This is a genomic window from Variovorax sp. OK605 (genome assembly GCF_900115445.1).
Classification (GTDB): Bacteria; Pseudomonadota; Gammaproteobacteria; order Burkholderiales; family Burkholderiaceae_C; genus Variovorax.
In genome coordinates this window covers 26,743-44,231 of the sequence record NZ_FOWL01000031.1, presented here as the reverse complement: position 1 = coordinate 44,231, position 17,489 = coordinate 26,743, and the positions used below count along the sequence as shown (strand labels likewise).

Sequence of the window (17,489 nt, the reverse complement as noted above, 5' to 3'; positions counted from 1 at the left end):
AAGCGCATCGGCTCGATGCGCACCCGCCACAGCGCCCAGCCCGCCGGCAGCGCGACGACCAGCACGTTGAAGGCCATGCGCCAGCTCATCAGGTCGCGCGCCTCGTTGGGGTCGGTCTGCATCGCGTTGGCGATCATGGTCGGGTCCATGACCACGCGGTACTCGAGCATGTAGTGCTGCACCACGGCGGCCAGCACCACCACGGCGAACCACACCGGCTTCATCCAGCGCGACCACGCCGTGAACGACAGGATGGCCACCGTGCCGCACAGCGTGAGCAGGCTCATGACGGCGATGGTGGGCAGGTAGGTGCTGGGGGCGCCTCCGATGCGGGCCAGTTCGTTCCACAGCGGCCAGTTGGTGGTCAGGACCAGGTAGAGGCTCAGCCACAGCACGACCATGGCGGCCGAGCGCGGCTGCGCCAGCCACAGATTGAAGCGCGTCCAGGGCGCACCGGACACCGGTGGCCGGGGGGTTTGAGAGGGGGAGGACTCAGGGGAGCCTACGCGCTGCAGCGGCGCGGAGGCTGTTCGTGAAACAGACATGCATCGAATTTAGAGGGCCAGCCTGAAAGAAGCCTGAACCACCCTACGGCGTTGCTGCCGAGTTGCTGGTCGGTGCCTGCCCGTTTGCCGCTCGGGCCCTGCGCACCCGCGCTCGCCAGCGCGCCACGACAGGCCCGGAAGCGGCCTGGCTCAGCGGCCGGCTCACCCCGCGCTCCACCACCAGCGACACCAGCGCGCCCAGCATGGCCGCGGCGGCGATGTCCGAAGGGAAATGCAGGCCCAGGTACACCCGGCTCCAGGCCACCATGGCCGCCACCAGCAGCGCCGCGATCATCGGCGCGCGAGACGGCAGGCACCAGAGCGAGAAAGCCGCGGCGAAGGCACCGGCCGCGTGCAGGCTGGGGAAACCCGGGCGCACGCCCTGCGGCACCCACTGGATGCCCAGGCCGTAGAAGGCGGGCCGCGGAATCGGCGCCAGCGTGCGGACCAGGTTCACCAGCAGCCACACGGCCAGCAGGCTCACGAGCGCGGTGAACAGCGCGTAGCGCCAGCGCCGGCTGACCAGCGCGCAGGCGCCGACCACGAGCATCAGCAGGGCCGGCAGCAGGTCGGAGGCGAATTCGGCGAAACGCAGGGTCCAGGCCGGCACCGTGGGGCCCGCGTTGACCAGCCGGAACAGGGCGAAATCAAGATCCTGCATGCGCGGCAACGGCGGGCTTCACGGCCGCACGCGGGTGGAAGCGCGTCACCGCCAGGTCGATGGCGAAACCCACCACCCAGCAGACCCAGGCGGTCCAGAAGGTGTGGCTCATGTAGTGGGCGCCCCGCAGCTGCTGCGACACGCCCAGCGCGAGCCCCGCGGCCACCGCCACGCCCAGCCAGATGGCGGCCACGCGGGGCGACACCCGGCGCAGCACGAAATACCCGCCCATGTAGGCGAAGGCGGCCGAGGCATGGCCGGCAGGGAAGCAGCCGCCGGGGCCGCCGTCGTCGACGCCCCAGGACCAATGCGACACGTAGCGCGCCGCGCCGCCGAATTCCTGCAGGTCCCAGGGGCAGCTGGTGTGGCTGGCATGCTTGAGCACGCTGACGGCGACCACCGCGGCCAGCACCGTCAGCGCCAGCTGGACGCGCCCGCCCGTGGACAGGCCGCGCAAAAAGCCCACCGGCCAGCGGATGGCGATGAACAGAGCAGTCACCAGTACCCAGCTGAGGTCGCGCGCGCCTTCATGCATGACGTGGACCATGAAGGGGTTCGAACGCAGGGGAAACCCTAGATAAGAGCCCGCCATGCGCGCCAGCGCGAGGTCCCCGCCGGTCGCGTCCCATGCCATCAATGCAGCCAGTGCAAGCAGGGTCAGCACCCCCAGGCGAAAATTCGGGAAACGTGTCATGAACGGAGGCAGGACTGAAAAACAGCCGCGAGCCTACGTTTGCGGAATGAACCCAGCCTGAAGCAACCTGAACCGAATCTGACTTTTCGGGGTGTTGCAATTCCGTCGCGCTAGACTTCTTTTTTTGTTCCAAGGACATGGCGTGCGCATCTTGCTTGTCGAAGATGACAACTCTCTGGCAGATGCCGTCTGCAGCTACCTGATGGCCAAGGCCTTCGTGGTGGACGTGGCGCCCAGCCTGGCCGACGCGCGCGGCGCGCTGCTCGCGGTGCAGTACGCGGCGGTGCTGCTCGACCTGCACCTGGGCGACGGCGACGGCCTGTCGCTGCTGCCGCAGGTGCGCGCCCTGCCCGAGCGCCCCATCGTCATCGTGCTGACCGCGCGCGACCAGGTCACCGACCGCATTCGAGGCCTGGACGCCGGCGCCGACGACTACCTCATCAAGCCCTACGACCCGGCCGAGCTGCTGGCGCGGCTGCGCGCGGTGGAGCGCCGGCGCAGCGCCAACAACTCGCCCGTGCTGAAGCTCGGCACGCTCGAGATCGACCTGGCCCACGACATGGTGCGCAAGGACGGCTCGCCGATCACGCTGACGCAGAAGGAATGGGCGCTGCTGCGCGTGATGGCCACGCGCCCCGAGCGCATCCACACGCGCGAGAACCTGGCGGACGCCCTCTACGGCTTCGGCGACGAGGCCGACAGCAACACGCTGGAGGTGTTCATCAGCCGGCTGCGGCGCAAGCTGGGCCGCAGCCACATCCAGACCCTGCGCGGGCTGGGCTACCGGCTGTCGTTCTCGGCGGACGACGACGAATGACCACGCGCCGCTTCGTGGCCGGGCGCGACTCGCTCGCCGGCCGGCTGACGCGCACGCTGATCGTGTGGGTCGGCGGGGTGTGGCTGCTGTGCGTGTTCGCCGTGGTCTGGTACGTGGACCGCGAGATCAACCACAACTTCGACAACGAACTGGTCGAGGTCTCGCACCGCATGTTCGCCATGGCCGTGCAGGAACTCGAGAAGCTGCAGCACCCCGGCGAGGACCCGCCGCGCCAGCCGCTGATCGCACCCAAGCAGCTCTTCTCGGAAGATGCGGTGATCTACCAGATCATGGACCTGCACGAGCACGTGCTGCTGCGCTCGGCCGAGGCACCCGCCGACACCTTCGACGTGCCGCTGGCCGCCGGCTTCGCGAACAACCCGAGCTGGCGCATCTACACCGTGCGCCACCCGACGCTGGGCCTGTTCTTCCAGGTGGCGGACCCGCTGGACGAGCGCCGCCACGCCCTCAACCGCACGCTCTTCGGCCTGATCATTCCGCTGGGCGCGGTGCTGCCGCTGCTCGCGCTGGTGCTGCGCAACGTGGCGCGCACCGAGCTGCGCGTGCTGCAGCAGATGGCCGGCGAGATCGAGAAGCGCAGCGGCGCCGACCTGCGGCCCATTGCCCTGGAGGCCGGCCTGCCGCACGAGCTGCGCTCGGTGGGCGACCACGTCAACCGGCTGCTGGAGCGGCTGTCGCAGTCGCTCGACGTCGAGCGCGCACTGGCCGCGAATGCCGCGCACGAGCTGCGCACGCCGCTGGCCGCGGCGCGGCTGCGGCTGCAGACCGCGCTGGAGCACGACCTGCGGCGCAACGACGTGCAGGCCGCGCTCGACGCGCTGCAGATGCTGAGCCACCGCGCCGAGAAGCTGCTGCAGCTGTCGCGCGCGGAGTCGGGCGCGTCGCTCACGCGCGCACAGGTCGACCTGGTGCAACTCGCGGGCACGGTGGCGCAGGAGTTCTGGCAGGACGCACAGATCAACGAGCGGCTCACGCTCAAGGTGCCCGACGTCGACGCGCCGGTGGCGCTCGGCGACGTCGACGCGCTGGCCATCGCGCTGCGCAACCTGGTGGAGAACGCCCTGCGCTACGGCGGCGGGCGCGTGGTGCTCGAGGTGATGTCGCCCTGCACGCTGGCCGTGCGCGACTTCGGCGCCGGCGTGAACCCCGAGCAGCTGCAGACACTGCAGCAGCGCCACGTGCGCCACAGCTCCGACCGCGCCGGCTACGGGCTGGGCCTGTCGATCGTGGGCACCATCGTCGAGAAGCACAACGCCAGGCTGCAGCTGTCGTCGCCGCCGCAGGGCGCGGCGCGCGGCTTCGAGGCGCGCATCGTGCTGCAGCCCGCCTGAGCCTCAGCGCCGGGCGGATTCCTTCTTCGGCACGAAGTCGTCGGAGTTGTCGAAGCCGAATTGCCCGGCCTGGGTCATCGCGATCATCTTCTTCACGAGATGGCGCTGCACCGCCTTCGGCAAGGCGAAGTAGTTGCTGTTGCCGGTGGTCCTGCGCTCGCCGTCGAGATGGCCCGTGATGGCGTGGACCGTCGCCTTGCTGCCCTTGTGGAAGGTGAGGATCTTGATGCGCCCCAGGTAGTCGTCGTTGTCGATGTGCCCGGCGTCTTCCTGGTTGAAGAAGCGGTACACGAGCACGGGGTCGACCAGCCCGTCACCGTCGATGTCCGCGAGCTCGATGAGCTTCGAGCGGAAGTTGACGCCCGCCTCTTCCTTGGCGGCAAAGTCGCGGATCGACCATTGCTTCGCCAGCGCATTGCCGCCCTCGACCTTGTAGAGCGCGGCCTGGATGGTGGACGACAGCAGTTCCTCGGCGAACGGCGCGTCCTGCTTCTCGCCCAGCAGCAGCGCGTAGCTGCCCGAGGTGTCGGTGTAGCAGTAGCGCTTGAACACGGGGAGTTCGAAGCCCGCGGTCTTCACCGCCTCGGCGCTCAGGTACGGCACGTTGGCAGGGCATTCGGTGGCGGCGGGCTTGAGCGCAGCCTGGGTCGGTGCCTTGGTCTGCGCATGGGCCGACACGGCAAGCAAGGCGAAGGAGACCAGCGCGAGGAGCTTCGGCTTCATCGCGCGTGCCTCACTCGCTCACCAGCGTGCGCAGCCAGTCGGGCAGGGCCAGTGCCTTCTGCTTCGGAAAGTCGACCCAGATGGTGGTGGCGCCGCCGGCGGCGCAGATGACGTCGGGCTCTTCGGCGCGGGCCATGGTGCCCCAGGTCTCGAAGGTGGTGCGGCCGGGGTCGCTCACGTACATCTTCAGCAGCACCTTGCCCGGGTACTCGATCTGCCGGTAGAAATTGCAGAAGGCGTTGACGATCACCATGCCCTCGCCGCCCGGCTCGGGCTCGAAGCCGATGGAATGCATCCAGTCGATGCGCGCCGTCTCCAGGTAGCGAAAGTAGGTGCCGTTGTTCAGGTGGCCCATGGCGTCCATGTCGCCCCAGCGGATGGGAATGGACATTTCGTACACGAGCTTCTTCTTTTCGGGAATTTCGATTCTCATCGGTGCGCCTTGATGGATGCGAGGATGCCCAGCACGAACAGCGCCGCCGCCACCCACTCGGTGGCCTGCGGCCAGCGGCCGTCCCAGACGAAGGAATAGAGCAGCGCGAACAGCGTCTCGCTGACGATCAGCTGGCCGCACAGGCTGGCGGACAGGCGTTGGCTCGCGATGTTCCAGAGGATGGTGGCGAGCCACGACGAGCCGAAGCCGCCGGCCAGCGCGATCCACACGAACAGCATGCCGTCGGGGCGCGACTGCAGCGTGGCCACGTCGCTGCCCGCAACCAGCCACAGCAGCAAGGCGCCCAGGCCGGTCGCCACGCCGAGCCAGTTGGCCCAGTCGGCCGCGTGGAGTTCGGTGTGGCGCTGCAGCCAGGCGGCGTTGAGCAGGCCGTACACGGTCCAGCTCACCATGGCGGCCACGGCCAGCGCGATGCCCCAGCCGAAGCGTGCGCCGCTGCCACCGGCATCGGCCCCGTGCTGCGCGGACCAGGCGCCGTAGACCATGAGCGCGATGCCCGCGCCGGTGAGCAGCAGCCCCGGCAGCAGCGCACGCATCTGCAGGCCCACGGGGCGGCCCAGCAGCATCATCCAGACGGGAATCGTGCCGATGATCAGGCTCGGCACCTCGGTGCCGGCCGCCTGGATGCCGAAAGCCAGCAGCAGGTAGTAGCCGCTGAAGCCCAGCACGCTGAGCCCCAGCGCCGCCAGCGCCTGTTGCCGGCTGGGCCAGCGCACGGCGGCCGGCCGCGCGAACACCGCGAGCCCCGAGACGGCACCGAACACCAGGAAGCGCGCGGCGGTGATGTCCACCATGCCGAAGTGGCCCACCATGCGCGGCGCCACGAAAACCAGCCCCCAGAGCGCCCCCGCGCCCAGGCCGGCGGCAATGCCCGCCCAGGCCCTCGGACTCAGAGCGCGAACCCGTCGTCGGCCGCGATGACGGCGCCGTTCACGAAGTGGCTCTGGCCGCTGGCCAGCAGCACGATCAGGCCGTCGAGGTCTTCGGGCTTGCCCACGCGCTTGCGCGGCAGCATGCTGACCAGCTTGGCGCCGCCTTCGGTGCTCCAGTGTTCTTCATTCAGTTCGGTGGTGATGTAGCCCGGGCACAGCGCATTCACGTTGATGCCGAAGCGGCCCCACTCCAGCGCCATGGCCTTGGTCATCTGCACCACGGCCGCCTTGCTCATGCAGTAGGTGCCGATCTGCGGCATGACCTTCAGTGCCGCCGACGAGGCGATGTTGATGATGCGCCCGCCGATGTAGGTGCCCGGCGCCGTGCCCTTGGCGCGCGCCAGCATGCGCTTGGCCACCTCTTGCGCCACGAAGAAGGAGCCTTTGACGTTGGTGTCGAAGATGTAGTCGTAGTCGTCGGGCGTCACGTCCTGCAGGCGCTGCGTGGTGCTCACGCCCGAGTTGTTGACCAGCACGTCGATGGGCCCGACCTCGGTCTCGGCGCGCGCCACGGCGGCCTTGATGCTGCCGACATCGGTCACGTCGAGCTCGACCACGTGGGCGTCGCCGCCCTCGCCTTCGATGCGCGCGCGCAGCTCCTTGAGCTTCTCCACGCGGCGGCTGGCCAGCACCACGGCGGCGCCGGCGCGCGCCAGCGTCTTGGCGAATTGGGCGCCGAGCCCGCTGGAGGCGCCGGTGACGAAGGCCACGCGGCCGGAGAGATCGATGCTGTAGGCCATGAACTTGAATCCCGTGGAGTCGCGAAGGTGACGCGAAGGTGGTGCGCAAGCCGCGCCCATGGATGACAGGGGCTGGCCCTGGACGCCGCATAAAATGCCCCGCAATCCGGGATGCAATGCCCCGCGCCTCGAAAAATCATTATCGACCCAACCCACATGACGCACGACGAAATCCTCGCCCAGTTCGGCCCTCGGGAAGCCATGGAATACGACGTGGTCGTGGTCGGCGGCGGCCCGGCCGGCCTCTCGACCGCGATCAGGCTCAAGCAGCTCGCTGCGCAGCAGGAGAAGGAAATCTCCGTCGTCGTGCTCGAAAAGGGCTCCGAGCCCGGCGCGCACATCCTCTCGGGCGCCATCATGGACCCGCGCGCCCTGAACGAGCTGCTGCCCGACTGGAAAGAACTCGGCGCCCCGCTGAACCAGCCCGTCACCGACGACGCCATGGTGTTCCTGGGCGAGAAGTCGGGCCTGCGCACCCCCAACGCCTTCCTGCCGGCCTGCTTCCAGAACCACGGCAACTACATCATCAGCCTGGGCGCCTTCACCAAGTGGCTGGCCCAGCAGGCCGAGAACCTCGGCGTGGAAATCTTCCCCGGCTTCCCCGCCGCCGAGGTGCTCTACAACGAAGACGGCTCGGTGCGCGGCGTGGCCACCGGCAACATGGGCGTCGGCAAGGACGGCGAGCCCACCGAGAACTTCCAGCTCGGCATGGAACTGCTGGGCAAGTACACGGTGTTCGCCGAAGGCGCGCGCGGCCACCTCGGCCGCCAGCTCATCGCGAAGTACAAGCTCGACGCCGGCAAGGACCCGCAGACCTACGGCCTCGGCGTGAAGGAAGTGTGGGAAATCGACCCCCAGCGCCACCAGCCCGGCTTCGTGCTGCACACGGCCGGCTGGCCCATGAACAGCGACACCTACGGCGGCGCCTTCCTGTACCACATGGAGGACAACAAGGTCACCATGGGCTTCATCACGGGCCTGGACTACAGCAACCCGTACCTGAGCCCGTTCGAGGAAATGCAGCGCTGGAAGCTGCACCCCAACATCCGCTGGTACCTGGAAGGCGACGAGGCCAAGGGCATCAAGCCGGCCAAGCGCATCGGCTACGGCGCGCGCGCCATCACGGCGGGCGGCCTGATGTCGTTGCCCAAGACGGTGTTCCCGGGCGGCGCGCTGGTCGGCTGCGAGGCCGGCTACCTCAACGTGAGCCGCATCAAAGGCAGCCACGCCGCCATCAAGACCGGCATGCTGTGCGCCGAGGCCGCGTTCGACGCGGTGCAGGCCGGCCGCCAGCACGACGAACTCACCGCCTACCCGGCCGCGTTCGAGAAGAGCTGGCTGCACGCCGAGCTGAACAAGGCGCGCAACTTCAAGGCCTGGTTCAAGAAGGGCCTGGGCATCGCGACGTTCATGAACGGCGTGGAGCAGTGGCTGCTCAAGGGCCACATCCCATGGACGCTGCGCCGCAACAAGCCCGACCACCTGTACCTGAAGCCGGCGTCGGAGTGCAAGCCCATCGTGTATCCGAAGCCCGACGGCAAGCTCACCTTCGACCGCCTCTCCAGCGTGTTCATCAGCAACACCAACCATGAAGAGCAGCAACCGGCCCACCTGACGCTGAAAGACGCGACGGTGCCGGTGAACGTGAACCTGGCCAAGTTCGCGGGCCCCGAGAGCCGCTACTGCCCAGCCGGCGTGTACGAGTTCGTGGGCACCGACGACGGCAAGCAGCGCCTGCAGATCAACGCGCAGAACTGCGTGCACTGCAAGACCTGCGACATCAAGGACCCGACGCAGAACATCGTGTGGGTCACGCCGGAAGGCGGCGGCGGACCGAACTACGTCGGCATGTGAGGCGCCTGCGCGCCATTTGAAAAGCCCTCTTCGGAGGGCTTTTTGCTTTACGGCTTTCCTGTTACGGCGCCCGGCGGCGCGTCTCAGGCCAGGTACGCAGCGACCTCGTCGGGCGCGAGGAAGCGCACCAGCGCCACGTGCGGGTCCTGCTCGGAATGCAGCACGTGGTTGAAGCCGTTCCAGCTGCGGTTCGGCTTGTCCTGCGTTTCCAGCGCGACGAGCACCAGCCGCCCCTGCCTGCGGACGTTCTCGCGCAGCGTGCCTTCGCCCCAGCACCAGGCCATGCTGTCGACCAGCTCGCCCTTCGAGAAGGCCGGCGCCTGCAGCCACAGGTAGGCGGCGGCGTCGCTGTCTTCAGCTTCGCGGCGCGTGCGCGGCGGTTGCCGGATGCCGAGCTGCTGCGCGTGCGTTTCCATCAGGTCCTGCAGCAGCGAGAACGCATGGAAGTTGTTGTTGACGCCGTGGGCGCGAACGATCATCCCCGCCCGCGAGGTCGGCAGCAGCACCACCAGCTCGTCTTCATAGGACAGCAAGGCCGCGCCGTGCAGGAAGTGCAAGCCCTCGAACGGCAGCGAATCGTTGGCATGCATGGATTCGAGGTGCGCCACCAGTTCGCCGTCGGCCAGCAACGCGCGGTGGTTGCGCACGTCGCGCACCGTCATGGTCATCATGGGCAGCACCAGCAGATCGGCCGCCGTTCGAAGCGCATCGACCTCGAAGCGCGCCGGCGGTGCCAGCGCCTCGCGTGCGGCATTGGCGGCCTGCCAGGCCGCGAGTTCTTCTTCGTCCTGTTGTTCGGCTTCTTCGGCTTCTTCGCCTTCCTCCACCTCCTCGATCTCTATCGGCTCCGTCGCGCAGTACGGCGCCAGCGCCGCGAGCAAGCGCCCCATCAGCTGCCGTGCCGCATCGAACATCAGGTGCGGGTCGGCCCCGTTCTCCACCAGCGCGCCGCAGAACAAAGCCAGCAATGCGGCCCGGTGCGGATGCAGGTCGGGCAGCAGCGCGGCGCTCGCGCGCAGCACATCGTCGCTGCCCGGCCCCTGCGCCACGTCGGCGTAGAACGCCAGGACCGCCGGGCGCTGGAAGAAGGCCTGCTGCGAGTCCAGGTCGGCTTCTTGCCGCACGGGGAGCCGCAAGGCGGCGAGGAAATCCGGGGGAAGTTCTTTCATGCGCAAATTGTGCTGCACGGGTGGGCGCTATCCTCGCCGGACAAGGAGACAAGACACCCATGCACATCGTCATCACCGGCGGCGCCGGCTTCCTGGGCGCACGCCTCGCCCGCACCTTGCTCGCGCAAGGCCGGCTGTCGCTCGCGGGCGCGGCGCCGCGGCCCATTTCACGCATCACGCTGGTCGACCGCGCGGCCCCGCCGGCCGACCTTGCGGCCGACGCGCGCATCGCCGCCGTCACCGGCGACCTCAACGACCAACTGGCCGCGCCGCATGCGGCCTTCTGGCGCGAAGCCGACGCCATCTTCCACCTGGCCGCCGCCGTCAGCGGCGAATGCGAGGCCGACTTCGACCTCGGCATGCGCAGCAATTTCGCGGCCACGCACGCGCTGCTCGAACGGGTGCGCGCACTGGACACGAAGCCGGTGCTGGTGTTCGCCAGCTCGCTGGCGGTGTTCGGCGACTCGCCCGAGCAGCCGCTGCCCGAAGTGATCGTGGACCAGACGCTGCCCACGCCGCAGACCAGCTACGGCATCCAGAAATTCATCGGCGAGCAGCTGGTGGCCGACTTCACGCGCAAGGGCTTCGTGCGCGGGCGCAGCGTGCGGCTCATGACGGTGAGCGTGCGCCCGGGCAAGCCCAACGGCGCGGCCTCGGGCTTCTTCAGCGGCATGGTCCGCGAGCCGCTGGCCGGCCTGCCGGCCGCCTGCCCGGTGCCCGACAGCACGCCTGTCGCCATTGCGTCACCCGCGCGCACCATCGAGGGGATCGTTCGCGCCGCCGAGGCCACCGACGCCGAATGGGGCCCGCGCACCGCGCTCAACCTGCCCTCGCTGGCCACCACCGTGGGCGACATGGCCGCGGCGCTGGAGCGCGTGGCCGGCAAGGCCGCCACCGCCCTGCTCGACCGCGCGCCCGATGCGGCCATCATGCGCATCGTGAAGACCTGGCCCGGCCGCTTCGAGACGGCGCGCGCCAAGGCGCTGGGGCTCACCGCCGACCCGAGCTTCGAGGCCGTAATTCGTGATTACGTCCGTGAAAATCCCGACGCGGTGAAGCTCCCGGGTGTTGCATAGTCGGTTCAAGCGCGCCTGACGCGTTCCTGACATCAACTCCCCGGAGACACCATGAAATTCGGCCCCATCGCCGCCGCTTGCCTTTCGCTCGCCCTGAGTTCGGTCGCCTTCGCGCAGACGACCATGAAGATCAGCATCTCCACGGCACAGAACTCCCACCAGGGCGTGGCGATCGACACCTTCGCCAAGGAAGTCGAGAAGCGCACCGGCGGCCGCTACAAGGTGCAGACCTTCTACAACGGCGCGCTCGGCGGCGAACGCGAGTCGATCGAGGCGGTGCAGCTGGGCACGCAGGAGCTCGCGTTCTCCTCGACCGGCCCGGTGCCCAACTTCGTGCCCGAGACCAAGATCCTCGACGTGCCCTTCCTGTTCCGCGACAAGGCCCATGCGCGCGCCGTGCTCGACGGCCCGATCGGCCAGGAGATGCTGACCAAGTTCGACGCCAAGGGCTTCAAGGCGCTGGCGTGGGCCGAGAACGGTTTCCGCCACATGACCAACAGCAAGCGCGACGTGAAGGTCCCCGAGGACCTCAAGGGCCTGAAGATGCGCACGATGGAAAACCCGGTGCACATCGCGGCCTACAAGGGCTTCGGCATCATCACCACGCCCATGGCCTTCCCAGAAGTGTTCACCGCGCTGCAGCAAGGCACGGTCGACGGCCAGGAGAACCCGCTGCCGGTCATCATCTCGGCCAAGTTCGACCAGGTGCAAAAGCACCTGTCGCTCACCGGCCACGTCTACTCGCCCTGCATCTTCCTGATGAACAAGGCGAGCTTCGACAAGCTCAGCGCCGCCGACAAGACGGCCTTCCTCGAAGCCGCCAAGGAAGGCACCAAGGCCAACCGCGCGCGTGTCGACGAGGACGACGCCAAGGGCGTGGCCGACCTGCGCGCCAAGGGCGTGACGGTGATCGACAACGTCGACAAGGCCAAGTTCGTCGCTGCGCTCGCCCCGGTCAATGCCCAGTTCGAGAAGGAATTCGGCAAGGCCAACCTCGACAAGATCCGCGACTACAAGTGAGCACCGGCGCGCCATCGGCGCAGCCCTGAAGATTGCGCCCGCCAGGCATGAGGCCCGGCGGGCGTTCCTGTTTTTGAATTTCCGTCAGAGCACTTTCAGATGAAAAGCAAGTTCCTCGGCCTGGAGAGGTGGACCACCCTGGTGTCCATGATCCTGGCCTGCGTGATGCTGGTGATCGCATCCTCCCTCGGCATGTTCCAGATCATCACCCGCTTCGTGCTGGAGCAGCCCGCCGAGTGGAGCGAAATCCTGATCCGCGTGAGCCTGATCTGGATGGTGTTCCTCGGCATCCCCATGGCCTTTCGCCAGGGCGCGATGGTCAGCGTGGACGTGCTGTACCGCTGGAGCTCGCCGCGCATGCGCCGCGTGCTCGACGCGGTGGTGAGCGTGGCCGCGCTCGCGCTGATGCTGGTCGTGCTGTGGTGGGGCTGGGACTACGCGATTCGCGGCAGCGTGCAGAGCATGGCCGGCCTGGAGAGCTTCTCGATGATCTGGGCCTACATGGCCCTGCCCGTGGGCGCGGTGTTCTCGCTCTTCGGCATCGTGGGCAACTACCTCGATCCCAAGCGCCTGGAGCTGGAGACCGCGCAATGACCACCACCATGATCGCAACGATGGTGCTGTGCTTCGCACTGTCGGTTTCCGTGGCCGTGTCGATCGGCCTGGCATCCATCCTGGGCATCCAGGTCACCAATGCCAACATGCTCATCTCCGCCAAGGAGATGTTCAACTCGATCAACAAATTTCCGCTGGCCGCCATTCCGTTCTTCATCCTGGCCGGCAACCTGATGGAAACCGGCGGCATCTCGCGCCGGCTGGTGGAGTTCGCCAAGAGCATCGTGGGCGGCGTGCAGGGCGGCCTGCCGATGACCTGCGTGCTCACCTGCATGATCTTCGCGGCGGTGTCGGGCTCGTCGGTGGCCACCACCTTCGCCATCGGCGCCATCCTGATCCCGGCGCTCATCAAGCACGGCTACCCCACCTCGTACGCGGCGGCGCTGCAGGCCACCAGCGCGGAGCTGGGCGTGATCATTCCGCCGTCGATCCCGATGATTCTCTACGGCGTGAGCGCCGAGGTGTCCATCGGCGAGCTGTTCATCGCGGGCTTCGGCCCCGGCATCCTGATCAGCCTGGCGCTGATGCTGTTCGTGTGGGTCTACTGCAAGTGGAAGGGCTGGGGCAAGACCGACGGCGAAGGCCGCATGCCCTTCGGCCGCGCGCTGCGGCAGGCCGGCTGGGCGCTGCTGATGCCGGTGATCATCCTGGGCGGCATCTACGGCGGCATCTTCACGCCGACCGAAGCCTCCGCGGTGGCCGTGTTCTATGCGCTGGTGGTGGGCATGGTGATCTACCGCGAGATCAAGCTGCAGGACCTGTTCGCGATCCTGCGCAAGTCGGTGCTGTCGTCGGCGGTGATCATGTTCGTCATCGCCAACGCGGGGCTGTTCGCGTTCCTGATCACGCGCGCGGGCGTGCCCGACGCCATCGGCCACTGGCTGCAGGAGGTGCTGAAGTCGCCGGCGATGTTCCTGCTGGGCGTGAACGCGGCGCTGTTCGTGATCGGCATGTTCATCGAGACCAGCGCGGCCATCATCGTGCTCGCGCCGATCCTGGCGCCGGTGGCGGTGCACTTCGGCATCGACCCGGTGCACTTCGGGCTGATCATGGTCGTGAACCTGGCGCTGGGCATGATCACGCCGCCCTTCGGCGTGAACCTGTTCGCGGCCTGCACGGTGGCGCGCATCTCGCTGGACCGCATCGTGAAGCACCTGGTGCCTTTCGTGCTGGTGATCCTGGCGTGCCTGATGGTGATCACCTACGTGCCGTGGGTGTCGCTGGCGCTGCGGGACCTGGTGTACGCCAAGTAGCCGGCCCCGGGGACCGAGCAGCGCGGCTCACTCGAGCACGAAGACCCGCCTGAAGCGCTGCGGGGCGCTGTCCGCGATGCCGCGGACCGAGAGCACCAACTCGAGCCCCGTGGCCTGGCCCTGCGCAGGCGCCACCGCCGGAAGATGGCGCCAGCCCTGCCCCTGGCCTTCGCCTGGTTCCCAGGCCCGCAACTCGAACGCGGTCACGTCCTCCAGCACCACGACGCCCGCGCCGGCCGGCGGCACCGGCAACGGAAAGCTCGCCGAGGCCGCACCGGCCGCGCGGTACAGCGCGCCGCCGCGGTGCCACCATTGCACGCGCTGCCATTGGCCCGGCGCGGCCGGCGCCGCGCGAACGATCTCCAGGAACAGCGGCAGTTCGGTCTGGCGGCGAACCTGCAACGCGGGCGGCAGCAGTTCGGCCGGCCGCGCGGGCATCTCGGTGGGGGCCCGCCGAGCCACGATCTCGGTGGTGGCCCGCAAGGCCACGTCGCGCTCCAGTTGATCGAGCGCGCGCATCAGCCGCGCGATGCGGTCGGTGCGCTCCTCCAGCATGTGGTTGGCGCGGCTCACGCCGTCCAGGCCGCGCCACGCCATGAGGCTCAGCACCGCCATGAGCCCGATCGCGATCATCACCTCGATCAGCGTGAAGCCCGACGATGTTCGCCGCCGCATCTAGCGGCCCTCCTGCACGCGCGTGTGCAGCGACGCCAGGCGCCGCTCGCTCCCCTTGCCCCCCTCGCCCGCCTCGGCCCCCTCGGCCCCATACACGTCGACCGTGACCGTGCGCAGCCCCTGCGCGGCCACGCCGATCTCGGTGCGGCAGACCAGCGGCATGCCGCCTTGCGGGCAGGCGCTGCGCACCACGCCGGGCGTGGCCGGGGGCGGGCCGATCCGCAGTTCCGCAAGCCGGTTCTCGGCCGAGAGCATGGCCAGCGACTGCTGCTGCAGCAGGCCGAGGTTGGTGATGGTCAGGCTCGACGCGCGCACGATCGCCGCCAGCGCGATGCTCACGATGGCGAGCGCCATCAGCACCTCGATCAGCGTGAACCCCCGGGCATCGCGCAAGGAAGGCCGGCGCATGGCTAGCGAAGCTCGTAGCCGCCCGCGGCGTCGCGCAGCACGCTCACGGTGGCGCCGCCGCGCCGCAGCGTGAGCCGCCATTCCGCACCGATCGGCTCGGAGGTCAGCAGCACCGGGCGTGCGGGCGTCACCTCGACCGCGCCGCCCGACCAGCGGCGCGGGCGCAGCTCGTCGTCCCGCTCGAAGGTGTCGAGCACGCCCGCGGTCGACACCACCGCAATCGCGCTGCCCGGCACGTCGCTCCAGGTGCCGCGCGCGAACCGGTAGCCGTCCGCATCGGCCTCCCAGGCGATCACGCGGCCGTCCACGCGCACCTCGTTCTGCGCGACCGCCATGCGCCGCACCAGCTCCTGCGCGTCGCGCCGCAGCTCCTGCGCGGGATCGGGCGCGATGCCCAGGCTGATCGCCGCGGTGGCGATGCCCACGATGACCATCACGACCATCAACTCGATCAGCGAGAAGCCGCCTTCGTTCTTCGGTCGTGTCCGTGATGGCATGCGCGCCCTCCTTCGCGGCGATGCTAGGCACGCCGTGTGATGGCCCGATGAACGCACTGACACGAAACGCCAACGCCCCTGTGATAGACACGAAGCCCGCAGACCGCCAAGGACGCCCGCATGACCGCTCCCGTGAAACCCGCCGCCCGATACATCGTTCATGCACTGGGCCTGGCGCTGTGCATCGCGGGCGTGGTGGCGTGGGCGCGCCTGCTGCAGCCGCCCGCGCCGGCGGTGCCTTCCGCGCAGGCGCGCGAGACGCGCGCCGACCCCGCGGCCGAGGCGCTCGGCGCATGGTTCGGCCCCGGCGAACTGCGGGCGAACGTCGTGGTCAAGGGGCTGATCAAGGGCGAGGCCCAGGGCGTCGCCGTGCTCTCGGTCAACGACGCGGCCGCGCGCGCCTACCGGGTCGGCGACACGTTGGCCCGCTCGGTCACGCTGAAGGCCGTCGAGGCCGACGCGGTGCGCATCGACAAGGCCGGCGTGGTCGAGCGCATCGCCGCGCCGGTGCTGCCGCAGCCCGCGACGCCGGGCATCGCAAGGGCCGTGCGCTGAGCTAGCGCATCGCCGCATGCGGCAACGCGGCATGCGGCGGCACCACGCCGGGCACCACCCCAGGCACGGAACCCGGCGCCGCGCAAGCCCACGCCGACAGCGCATGCAGCAGCCCGCGGTTGACGCGGAAATCGCCCTCGCCCGATTCCGGCAGCAGCGAATGCGACAGGCAGCGCGTGATGACGCGCACCGCGCGCGCGTCGCTGCCCACCAGGTCCAGCTCGCGCGTGAATTCGGCGCGCGCCGGCAGCTCGTCGGCGAACTTCTCGAAGCCCACGAACCAGCGGAACAGCATGTTGTAGGCCAGGCTTTCGTGCACCTTCTCGCCGTCTTCCAGCGAGTAGATGATCTGCAGCATCAGGCACTTGAACAAGGTCGATGCGCGCGTGGTGATGCCGTGCTGGCGCTCCAGGTCGGCCAGCAGTTCGCGTTCGTAGCGCAGCGCGTCTTCCACCACGTCGCGCAGCGGCACCAGCGGGTGGCTCTGCGGCACCAGCGCGCGCAGGTTGTCGGCCTGCACCCAGGCCTGGTGGCTCACGATCCAGACCCAGGGCGAGCCGTAGCGGTTGACCGCCACCGGTTCGTCGCGTGCCCGCTCGACGATCTTCGAGAGCTTCGCATCGAGCTCCTGCATGGTGACCCGCAAGGGTGACATCCACTTCATCATCTGACTCCCTCCACTTCCTGGATGACTATGCAACAGGATGCGTGACAGCCGCGCGCGCGCGGGACCCGGGCTCGCATCAGCGCAGCACGCCCAGCGCCTGCCTGAGCGCGGTGTCCACCTTGCGCAGCGACACGCCGTGGCGCCGGGCCACCTCCTGGCGCGACATCTCGTGCCAGCGCAGCGCGAGCAGCACCGCGCGGTGGCGCCGCGGCAGGCGCTGCATCGCCCGGTCGACCGCGGCCACCTCCGAGCGCGCCTCGGCGATGAGGTCGGGGCCGGGCTGCAGGTCGGCGATGACGTCGACGTCCGCGCGCTCTTCGCTCAGCCCGGACCAGCGCTTGCGCTCGCGCAGGCTGTCCATCGCGAGGTTGCAGGCCACGCGGTAGATGTAGGCCTCGGGGTTGGCCGGCACCTCCCGCGGTTGCCGCTCTCCCAGGCGCAGCCAGGCGTCGTGCAGGCATTCGCTGGCAAGGTCCGCGCAACCGAGCTGGCGTTCGAGCCGCCGGTGCAGCTGCGCGTAGTGCATCGCCAGGTGCGCCTGCAGGTCGGCCTCGGGCGGCGCTGGCTTCGTCGTCGTCGTCTTCTTCTTCGGTGCGCGCCACTCCTGCTGCGGCAGTTCGATGCATTCGTCGAACAGGCGCCACGCCGGGGACAGCGCGGTGAACCGCGGGGCGAACGGTTGCGGTGCGCCGCGAAGGAACTGACGAGCCTGATGGACCTGGAGGACGGGGGTGTCGGGGGTCATGGTTGTTTTCGCTGAAAGTCCGGCAGGCCCGCCTGCC

21 protein-coding genes are annotated in these 17,489 nt (G+C 69.0%); 8 read left to right on the top strand and 13 right to left on the bottom strand.

Annotation, left to right across the window (positions count from 1 at the left end):
• From BM013_RS39410 to BM013_RS39400, 3 genes are all read right to left on the bottom strand, one after another.
• The coding region (locus BM013_RS39410) for a DUF1705 domain-containing protein (protein ID WP_256221892.1) at positions 1–461 on the bottom strand (461 nt) is incomplete at its 3' end.
• A gap of 127 nt (positions 462–588) precedes the next feature.
• On the bottom strand, positions 589–1,206 hold the full coding sequence (locus tag BM013_RS39405; RefSeq protein WP_093136042.1) for a phosphatase PAP2 family protein: 618 nt from the start codon (positions 1,204–1,206) through the stop codon (positions 589–591).
• Positions 1,193–1,900: a phosphatase PAP2 family protein gene (locus BM013_RS39400; RefSeq protein ID WP_093136033.1), complete on the bottom strand. Its 708-nt coding sequence runs from the start codon at positions 1,898–1,900 to the stop codon at positions 1,193–1,195. The genes BM013_RS39405 and BM013_RS39400 overlap by 14 nt, the downstream gene beginning before the upstream one ends.
• A gap of 142 nt (positions 1,901–2,042) precedes the next feature.
• Between BM013_RS39400 and BM013_RS39395 the strand changes: the two genes are divergently transcribed.
• Together BM013_RS39395 and BM013_RS39390 are read left to right on the top strand one after the other, a co-directional pair.
• Positions 2,043–2,717 (top strand): response regulator transcription factor, encoded by a 675-nt coding sequence (locus BM013_RS39395; RefSeq protein WP_093136030.1) that lies wholly within the window; start codon positions 2,043–2,045, stop codon positions 2,715–2,717.
• Positions 2,714–4,069 (top strand): sensor histidine kinase, encoded by a 1,356-nt coding sequence (locus BM013_RS39390; RefSeq protein ID WP_093136027.1) that lies wholly within the window; start codon positions 2,714–2,716, stop codon positions 4,067–4,069. Before BM013_RS39395 ends, BM013_RS39390 begins: the two co-directional genes overlap by 4 nt.
• Positions 4,070–4,072: 3 nt before the next feature.
• Here the strand turns inward: BM013_RS39390 and BM013_RS39385 are convergent, their stop codons facing one another.
• From BM013_RS39385 to BM013_RS39370, 4 genes are read right to left on the bottom strand one after another with little or no spacing between them, the layout of a single operon-like run.
• Positions 4,073–4,792, bottom strand: coding sequence for a M949_RS01915 family surface polysaccharide biosynthesis protein (locus BM013_RS39385; protein ID WP_093136024.1), 720 nt, complete (start codon positions 4,790–4,792; stop codon positions 4,073–4,075).
• Positions 4,793–4,802: 10 nt separating this feature from the next.
• Positions 4,803–5,225, bottom strand: a complete 423-nt coding sequence (locus tag BM013_RS39380) for an acyl-CoA thioesterase (protein ID WP_093136021.1) — start codon at positions 5,223–5,225, stop codon at positions 4,803–4,805.
• The gene (locus BM013_RS39375; RefSeq protein WP_093136018.1) at positions 5,222–6,115 is read right to left on the bottom strand and encodes a DMT family transporter; all 894 of its coding nucleotides are present in this window, start codon (positions 6,113–6,115) and stop codon (positions 5,222–5,224) included. Before BM013_RS39375 ends, BM013_RS39380 begins: the two co-directional genes overlap by 4 nt.
• Positions 6,116–6,135: 20 nt before the next feature.
• Positions 6,136–6,918 carry an SDR family oxidoreductase gene (locus BM013_RS39370; RefSeq protein ID WP_093136016.1) on the bottom strand — a complete coding sequence of 261 codons (783 nt, stop codon included), beginning with the start codon at positions 6,916–6,918 and terminating at the stop codon, positions 6,136–6,138.
• Positions 6,919–7,074: 156 nt separating this feature from the next.
• On the opposite strand from BM013_RS39370, the gene BM013_RS39365 reads away from it, so the two are divergent.
• Positions 7,075–8,772, top strand: a complete 1,698-nt coding sequence (locus tag BM013_RS39365) for an electron transfer flavoprotein-ubiquinone oxidoreductase (RefSeq protein ID WP_093136013.1) — start codon at positions 7,075–7,077, stop codon at positions 8,770–8,772.
• An 83-nt stretch (positions 8,773–8,855) separates the two neighbouring features.
• Here the strand turns inward: BM013_RS39365 and BM013_RS39360 are convergent, their stop codons facing one another.
• Complete coding sequence (locus BM013_RS39360) at positions 8,856–9,941, bottom strand: hypothetical protein (RefSeq protein WP_093136010.1); 1,086 nt, start codon at positions 9,939–9,941, stop codon at positions 8,856–8,858.
• Positions 9,942–10,000: 59 nt separating this feature from the next.
• Between BM013_RS39360 and denD the strand changes: the two genes are divergently transcribed.
• From denD to BM013_RS39340, 4 genes are all read left to right on the top strand, one after another.
• Positions 10,001–11,017 (top strand): D-erythronate dehydrogenase, encoded by a 1,017-nt coding sequence (denD, locus tag BM013_RS39355; protein ID WP_093136007.1) that lies wholly within the window; start codon positions 10,001–10,003, stop codon positions 11,015–11,017.
• Positions 11,018–11,068: 51 nt separating this feature from the next.
• Positions 11,069–12,037: a TRAP transporter substrate-binding protein gene (locus tag BM013_RS39350; RefSeq protein WP_093136004.1), complete on the top strand. Its 969-nt coding sequence runs from the start codon at positions 11,069–11,071 to the stop codon at positions 12,035–12,037.
• Positions 12,038–12,136: 99 nt separating this feature from the next.
• A complete protein-coding gene (locus BM013_RS39345; RefSeq protein WP_093136002.1) occupies positions 12,137–12,631 on the top strand; it encodes a TRAP transporter small permease in 495 nt (164 codons plus the stop codon).
• Positions 12,628–13,905, top strand: coding sequence for a TRAP transporter large permease (locus BM013_RS39340; protein ID WP_093136000.1), 1,278 nt, complete (start codon positions 12,628–12,630; stop codon positions 13,903–13,905). The genes BM013_RS39345 and BM013_RS39340 overlap by 4 nt, the downstream gene beginning before the upstream one ends.
• Positions 13,906–13,932: 27 nt before the next feature.
• Here BM013_RS39340 and BM013_RS39335 read toward each other — a convergent pair whose 3' ends face one another.
• Genes BM013_RS39335 through BM013_RS39325 form a run of 3 tightly spaced genes read right to left on the bottom strand, consistent with a single transcriptional unit; the run spans position 13,933 to position 15,485 of the window.
• Positions 13,933–14,580, bottom strand: a complete 648-nt coding sequence (locus BM013_RS39335; RefSeq protein WP_093135998.1) for a prepilin-type N-terminal cleavage/methylation domain-containing protein — start codon at positions 14,578–14,580, stop codon at positions 13,933–13,935.
• Positions 14,581–14,988, bottom strand: coding sequence for a type II secretion system minor pseudopilin GspI (gspI, locus tag BM013_RS39330; protein ID WP_093135996.1), 408 nt, complete (start codon positions 14,986–14,988; stop codon positions 14,581–14,583).
• A gap of 2 nt (positions 14,989–14,990) precedes the next feature.
• Positions 14,991–15,485: a prepilin-type N-terminal cleavage/methylation domain-containing protein gene (locus BM013_RS39325; protein WP_093135994.1), complete on the bottom strand. Its 495-nt coding sequence runs from the start codon at positions 15,483–15,485 to the stop codon at positions 14,991–14,993.
• Positions 15,486–15,605: 120 nt separating this feature from the next.
• Here BM013_RS39325 and BM013_RS39320 point away from each other — a divergent pair, with 120 nt between their 5' ends.
• Positions 15,606–16,040: a type II secretion system protein N gene (locus tag BM013_RS39320; protein ID WP_093135992.1), complete on the top strand. Its 435-nt coding sequence runs from the start codon at positions 15,606–15,608 to the stop codon at positions 16,038–16,040.
• Between the two features lies 1 nt (position 16,041).
• Here BM013_RS39320 and BM013_RS39315 read toward each other — a convergent pair whose 3' ends face one another.
• Together BM013_RS39315 and BM013_RS39310 are read right to left on the bottom strand one after the other, a co-directional pair.
• A complete protein-coding gene (locus BM013_RS39315) occupies positions 16,042–16,704 on the bottom strand; it encodes a transposase (RefSeq protein ID WP_177225705.1) in 663 nt (220 codons plus the stop codon).
• A 79-nt stretch (positions 16,705–16,783) separates the two neighbouring features.
• Positions 16,784–17,452 (bottom strand): RNA polymerase sigma factor, encoded by a 669-nt coding sequence (locus tag BM013_RS39310; RefSeq protein WP_177225704.1) that lies wholly within the window; start codon positions 17,450–17,452, stop codon positions 16,784–16,786.
• Positions 17,453–17,489: the final 37 nt, after the last annotated feature.

Bases quoted from the DNA above. Each gene is read 5' to 3' on its own strand.
- BM013_RS39340 (WP_093136000.1), top strand. From the start codon at position 12,628: ATGACCACCACCATGATCGCAACGATGGTGCTGTGCTTCGCACTGTCG.
- BM013_RS39365 (WP_093136013.1), top strand. From the start codon at position 7,075: ATGACGCACGACGAAATCCTCGCCCAGTTCGGCCCTCGGGAAGCCATG.
- BM013_RS39315 (WP_177225705.1), bottom strand. From the start codon at position 16,704: ATGAAGTGGATGTCACCCTTGCGGGTCACCATGCAGGAGCTCGATGCG.
- BM013_RS39390 (WP_093136027.1), top strand. From the start codon at position 2,714: ATGACCACGCGCCGCTTCGTGGCCGGGCGCGACTCGCTCGCCGGCCGG.
- BM013_RS39310 (WP_177225704.1), bottom strand. From the start codon at position 17,452: ATGACCCCCGACACCCCCGTCCTCCAGGTCCATCAGGCTCGTCAGTTC.
- BM013_RS39385 (WP_093136024.1), bottom strand. From the start codon at position 4,792: ATGAAGCCGAAGCTCCTCGCGCTGGTCTCCTTCGCCTTGCTTGCCGTG.
- BM013_RS39325 (WP_093135994.1), bottom strand. From the start codon at position 15,485: ATGCCATCACGGACACGACCGAAGAACGAAGGCGGCTTCTCGCTGATC.
- BM013_RS39360 (WP_093136010.1), bottom strand. From the start codon at position 9,941: ATGAAAGAACTTCCCCCGGATTTCCTCGCCGCCTTGCGGCTCCCCGTG.
- BM013_RS39405 (WP_093136042.1), bottom strand. From the start codon at position 1,206: ATGCAGGATCTTGATTTCGCCCTGTTCCGGCTGGTCAACGCGGGCCCC.
- BM013_RS39335 (WP_093135998.1), bottom strand. From the start codon at position 14,580: ATGCGGCGGCGAACATCGTCGGGCTTCACGCTGATCGAGGTGATGATC.
- BM013_RS39350 (WP_093136004.1), top strand. From the start codon at position 11,069: ATGAAATTCGGCCCCATCGCCGCCGCTTGCCTTTCGCTCGCCCTGAGT.
- BM013_RS39380 (WP_093136021.1), bottom strand. From the start codon at position 5,225: ATGAGAATCGAAATTCCCGAAAAGAAGAAGCTCGTGTACGAAATGTCC.
- BM013_RS39320 (WP_093135992.1), top strand. From the start codon at position 15,606: ATGACCGCTCCCGTGAAACCCGCCGCCCGATACATCGTTCATGCACTG.
- BM013_RS39400 (WP_093136033.1), bottom strand. From the start codon at position 1,900: ATGACACGTTTCCCGAATTTTCGCCTGGGGGTGCTGACCCTGCTTGCA.
- BM013_RS39345 (WP_093136002.1), top strand. From the start codon at position 12,137: ATGAAAAGCAAGTTCCTCGGCCTGGAGAGGTGGACCACCCTGGTGTCC.
- gspI (WP_093135996.1), bottom strand. From the start codon at position 14,988: ATGCGCCGGCCTTCCTTGCGCGATGCCCGGGGGTTCACGCTGATCGAG.
- denD (WP_093136007.1), top strand. From the start codon at position 10,001: ATGCACATCGTCATCACCGGCGGCGCCGGCTTCCTGGGCGCACGCCTC.
- BM013_RS39370 (WP_093136016.1), bottom strand. From the start codon at position 6,918: ATGGCCTACAGCATCGATCTCTCCGGCCGCGTGGCCTTCGTCACCGGC.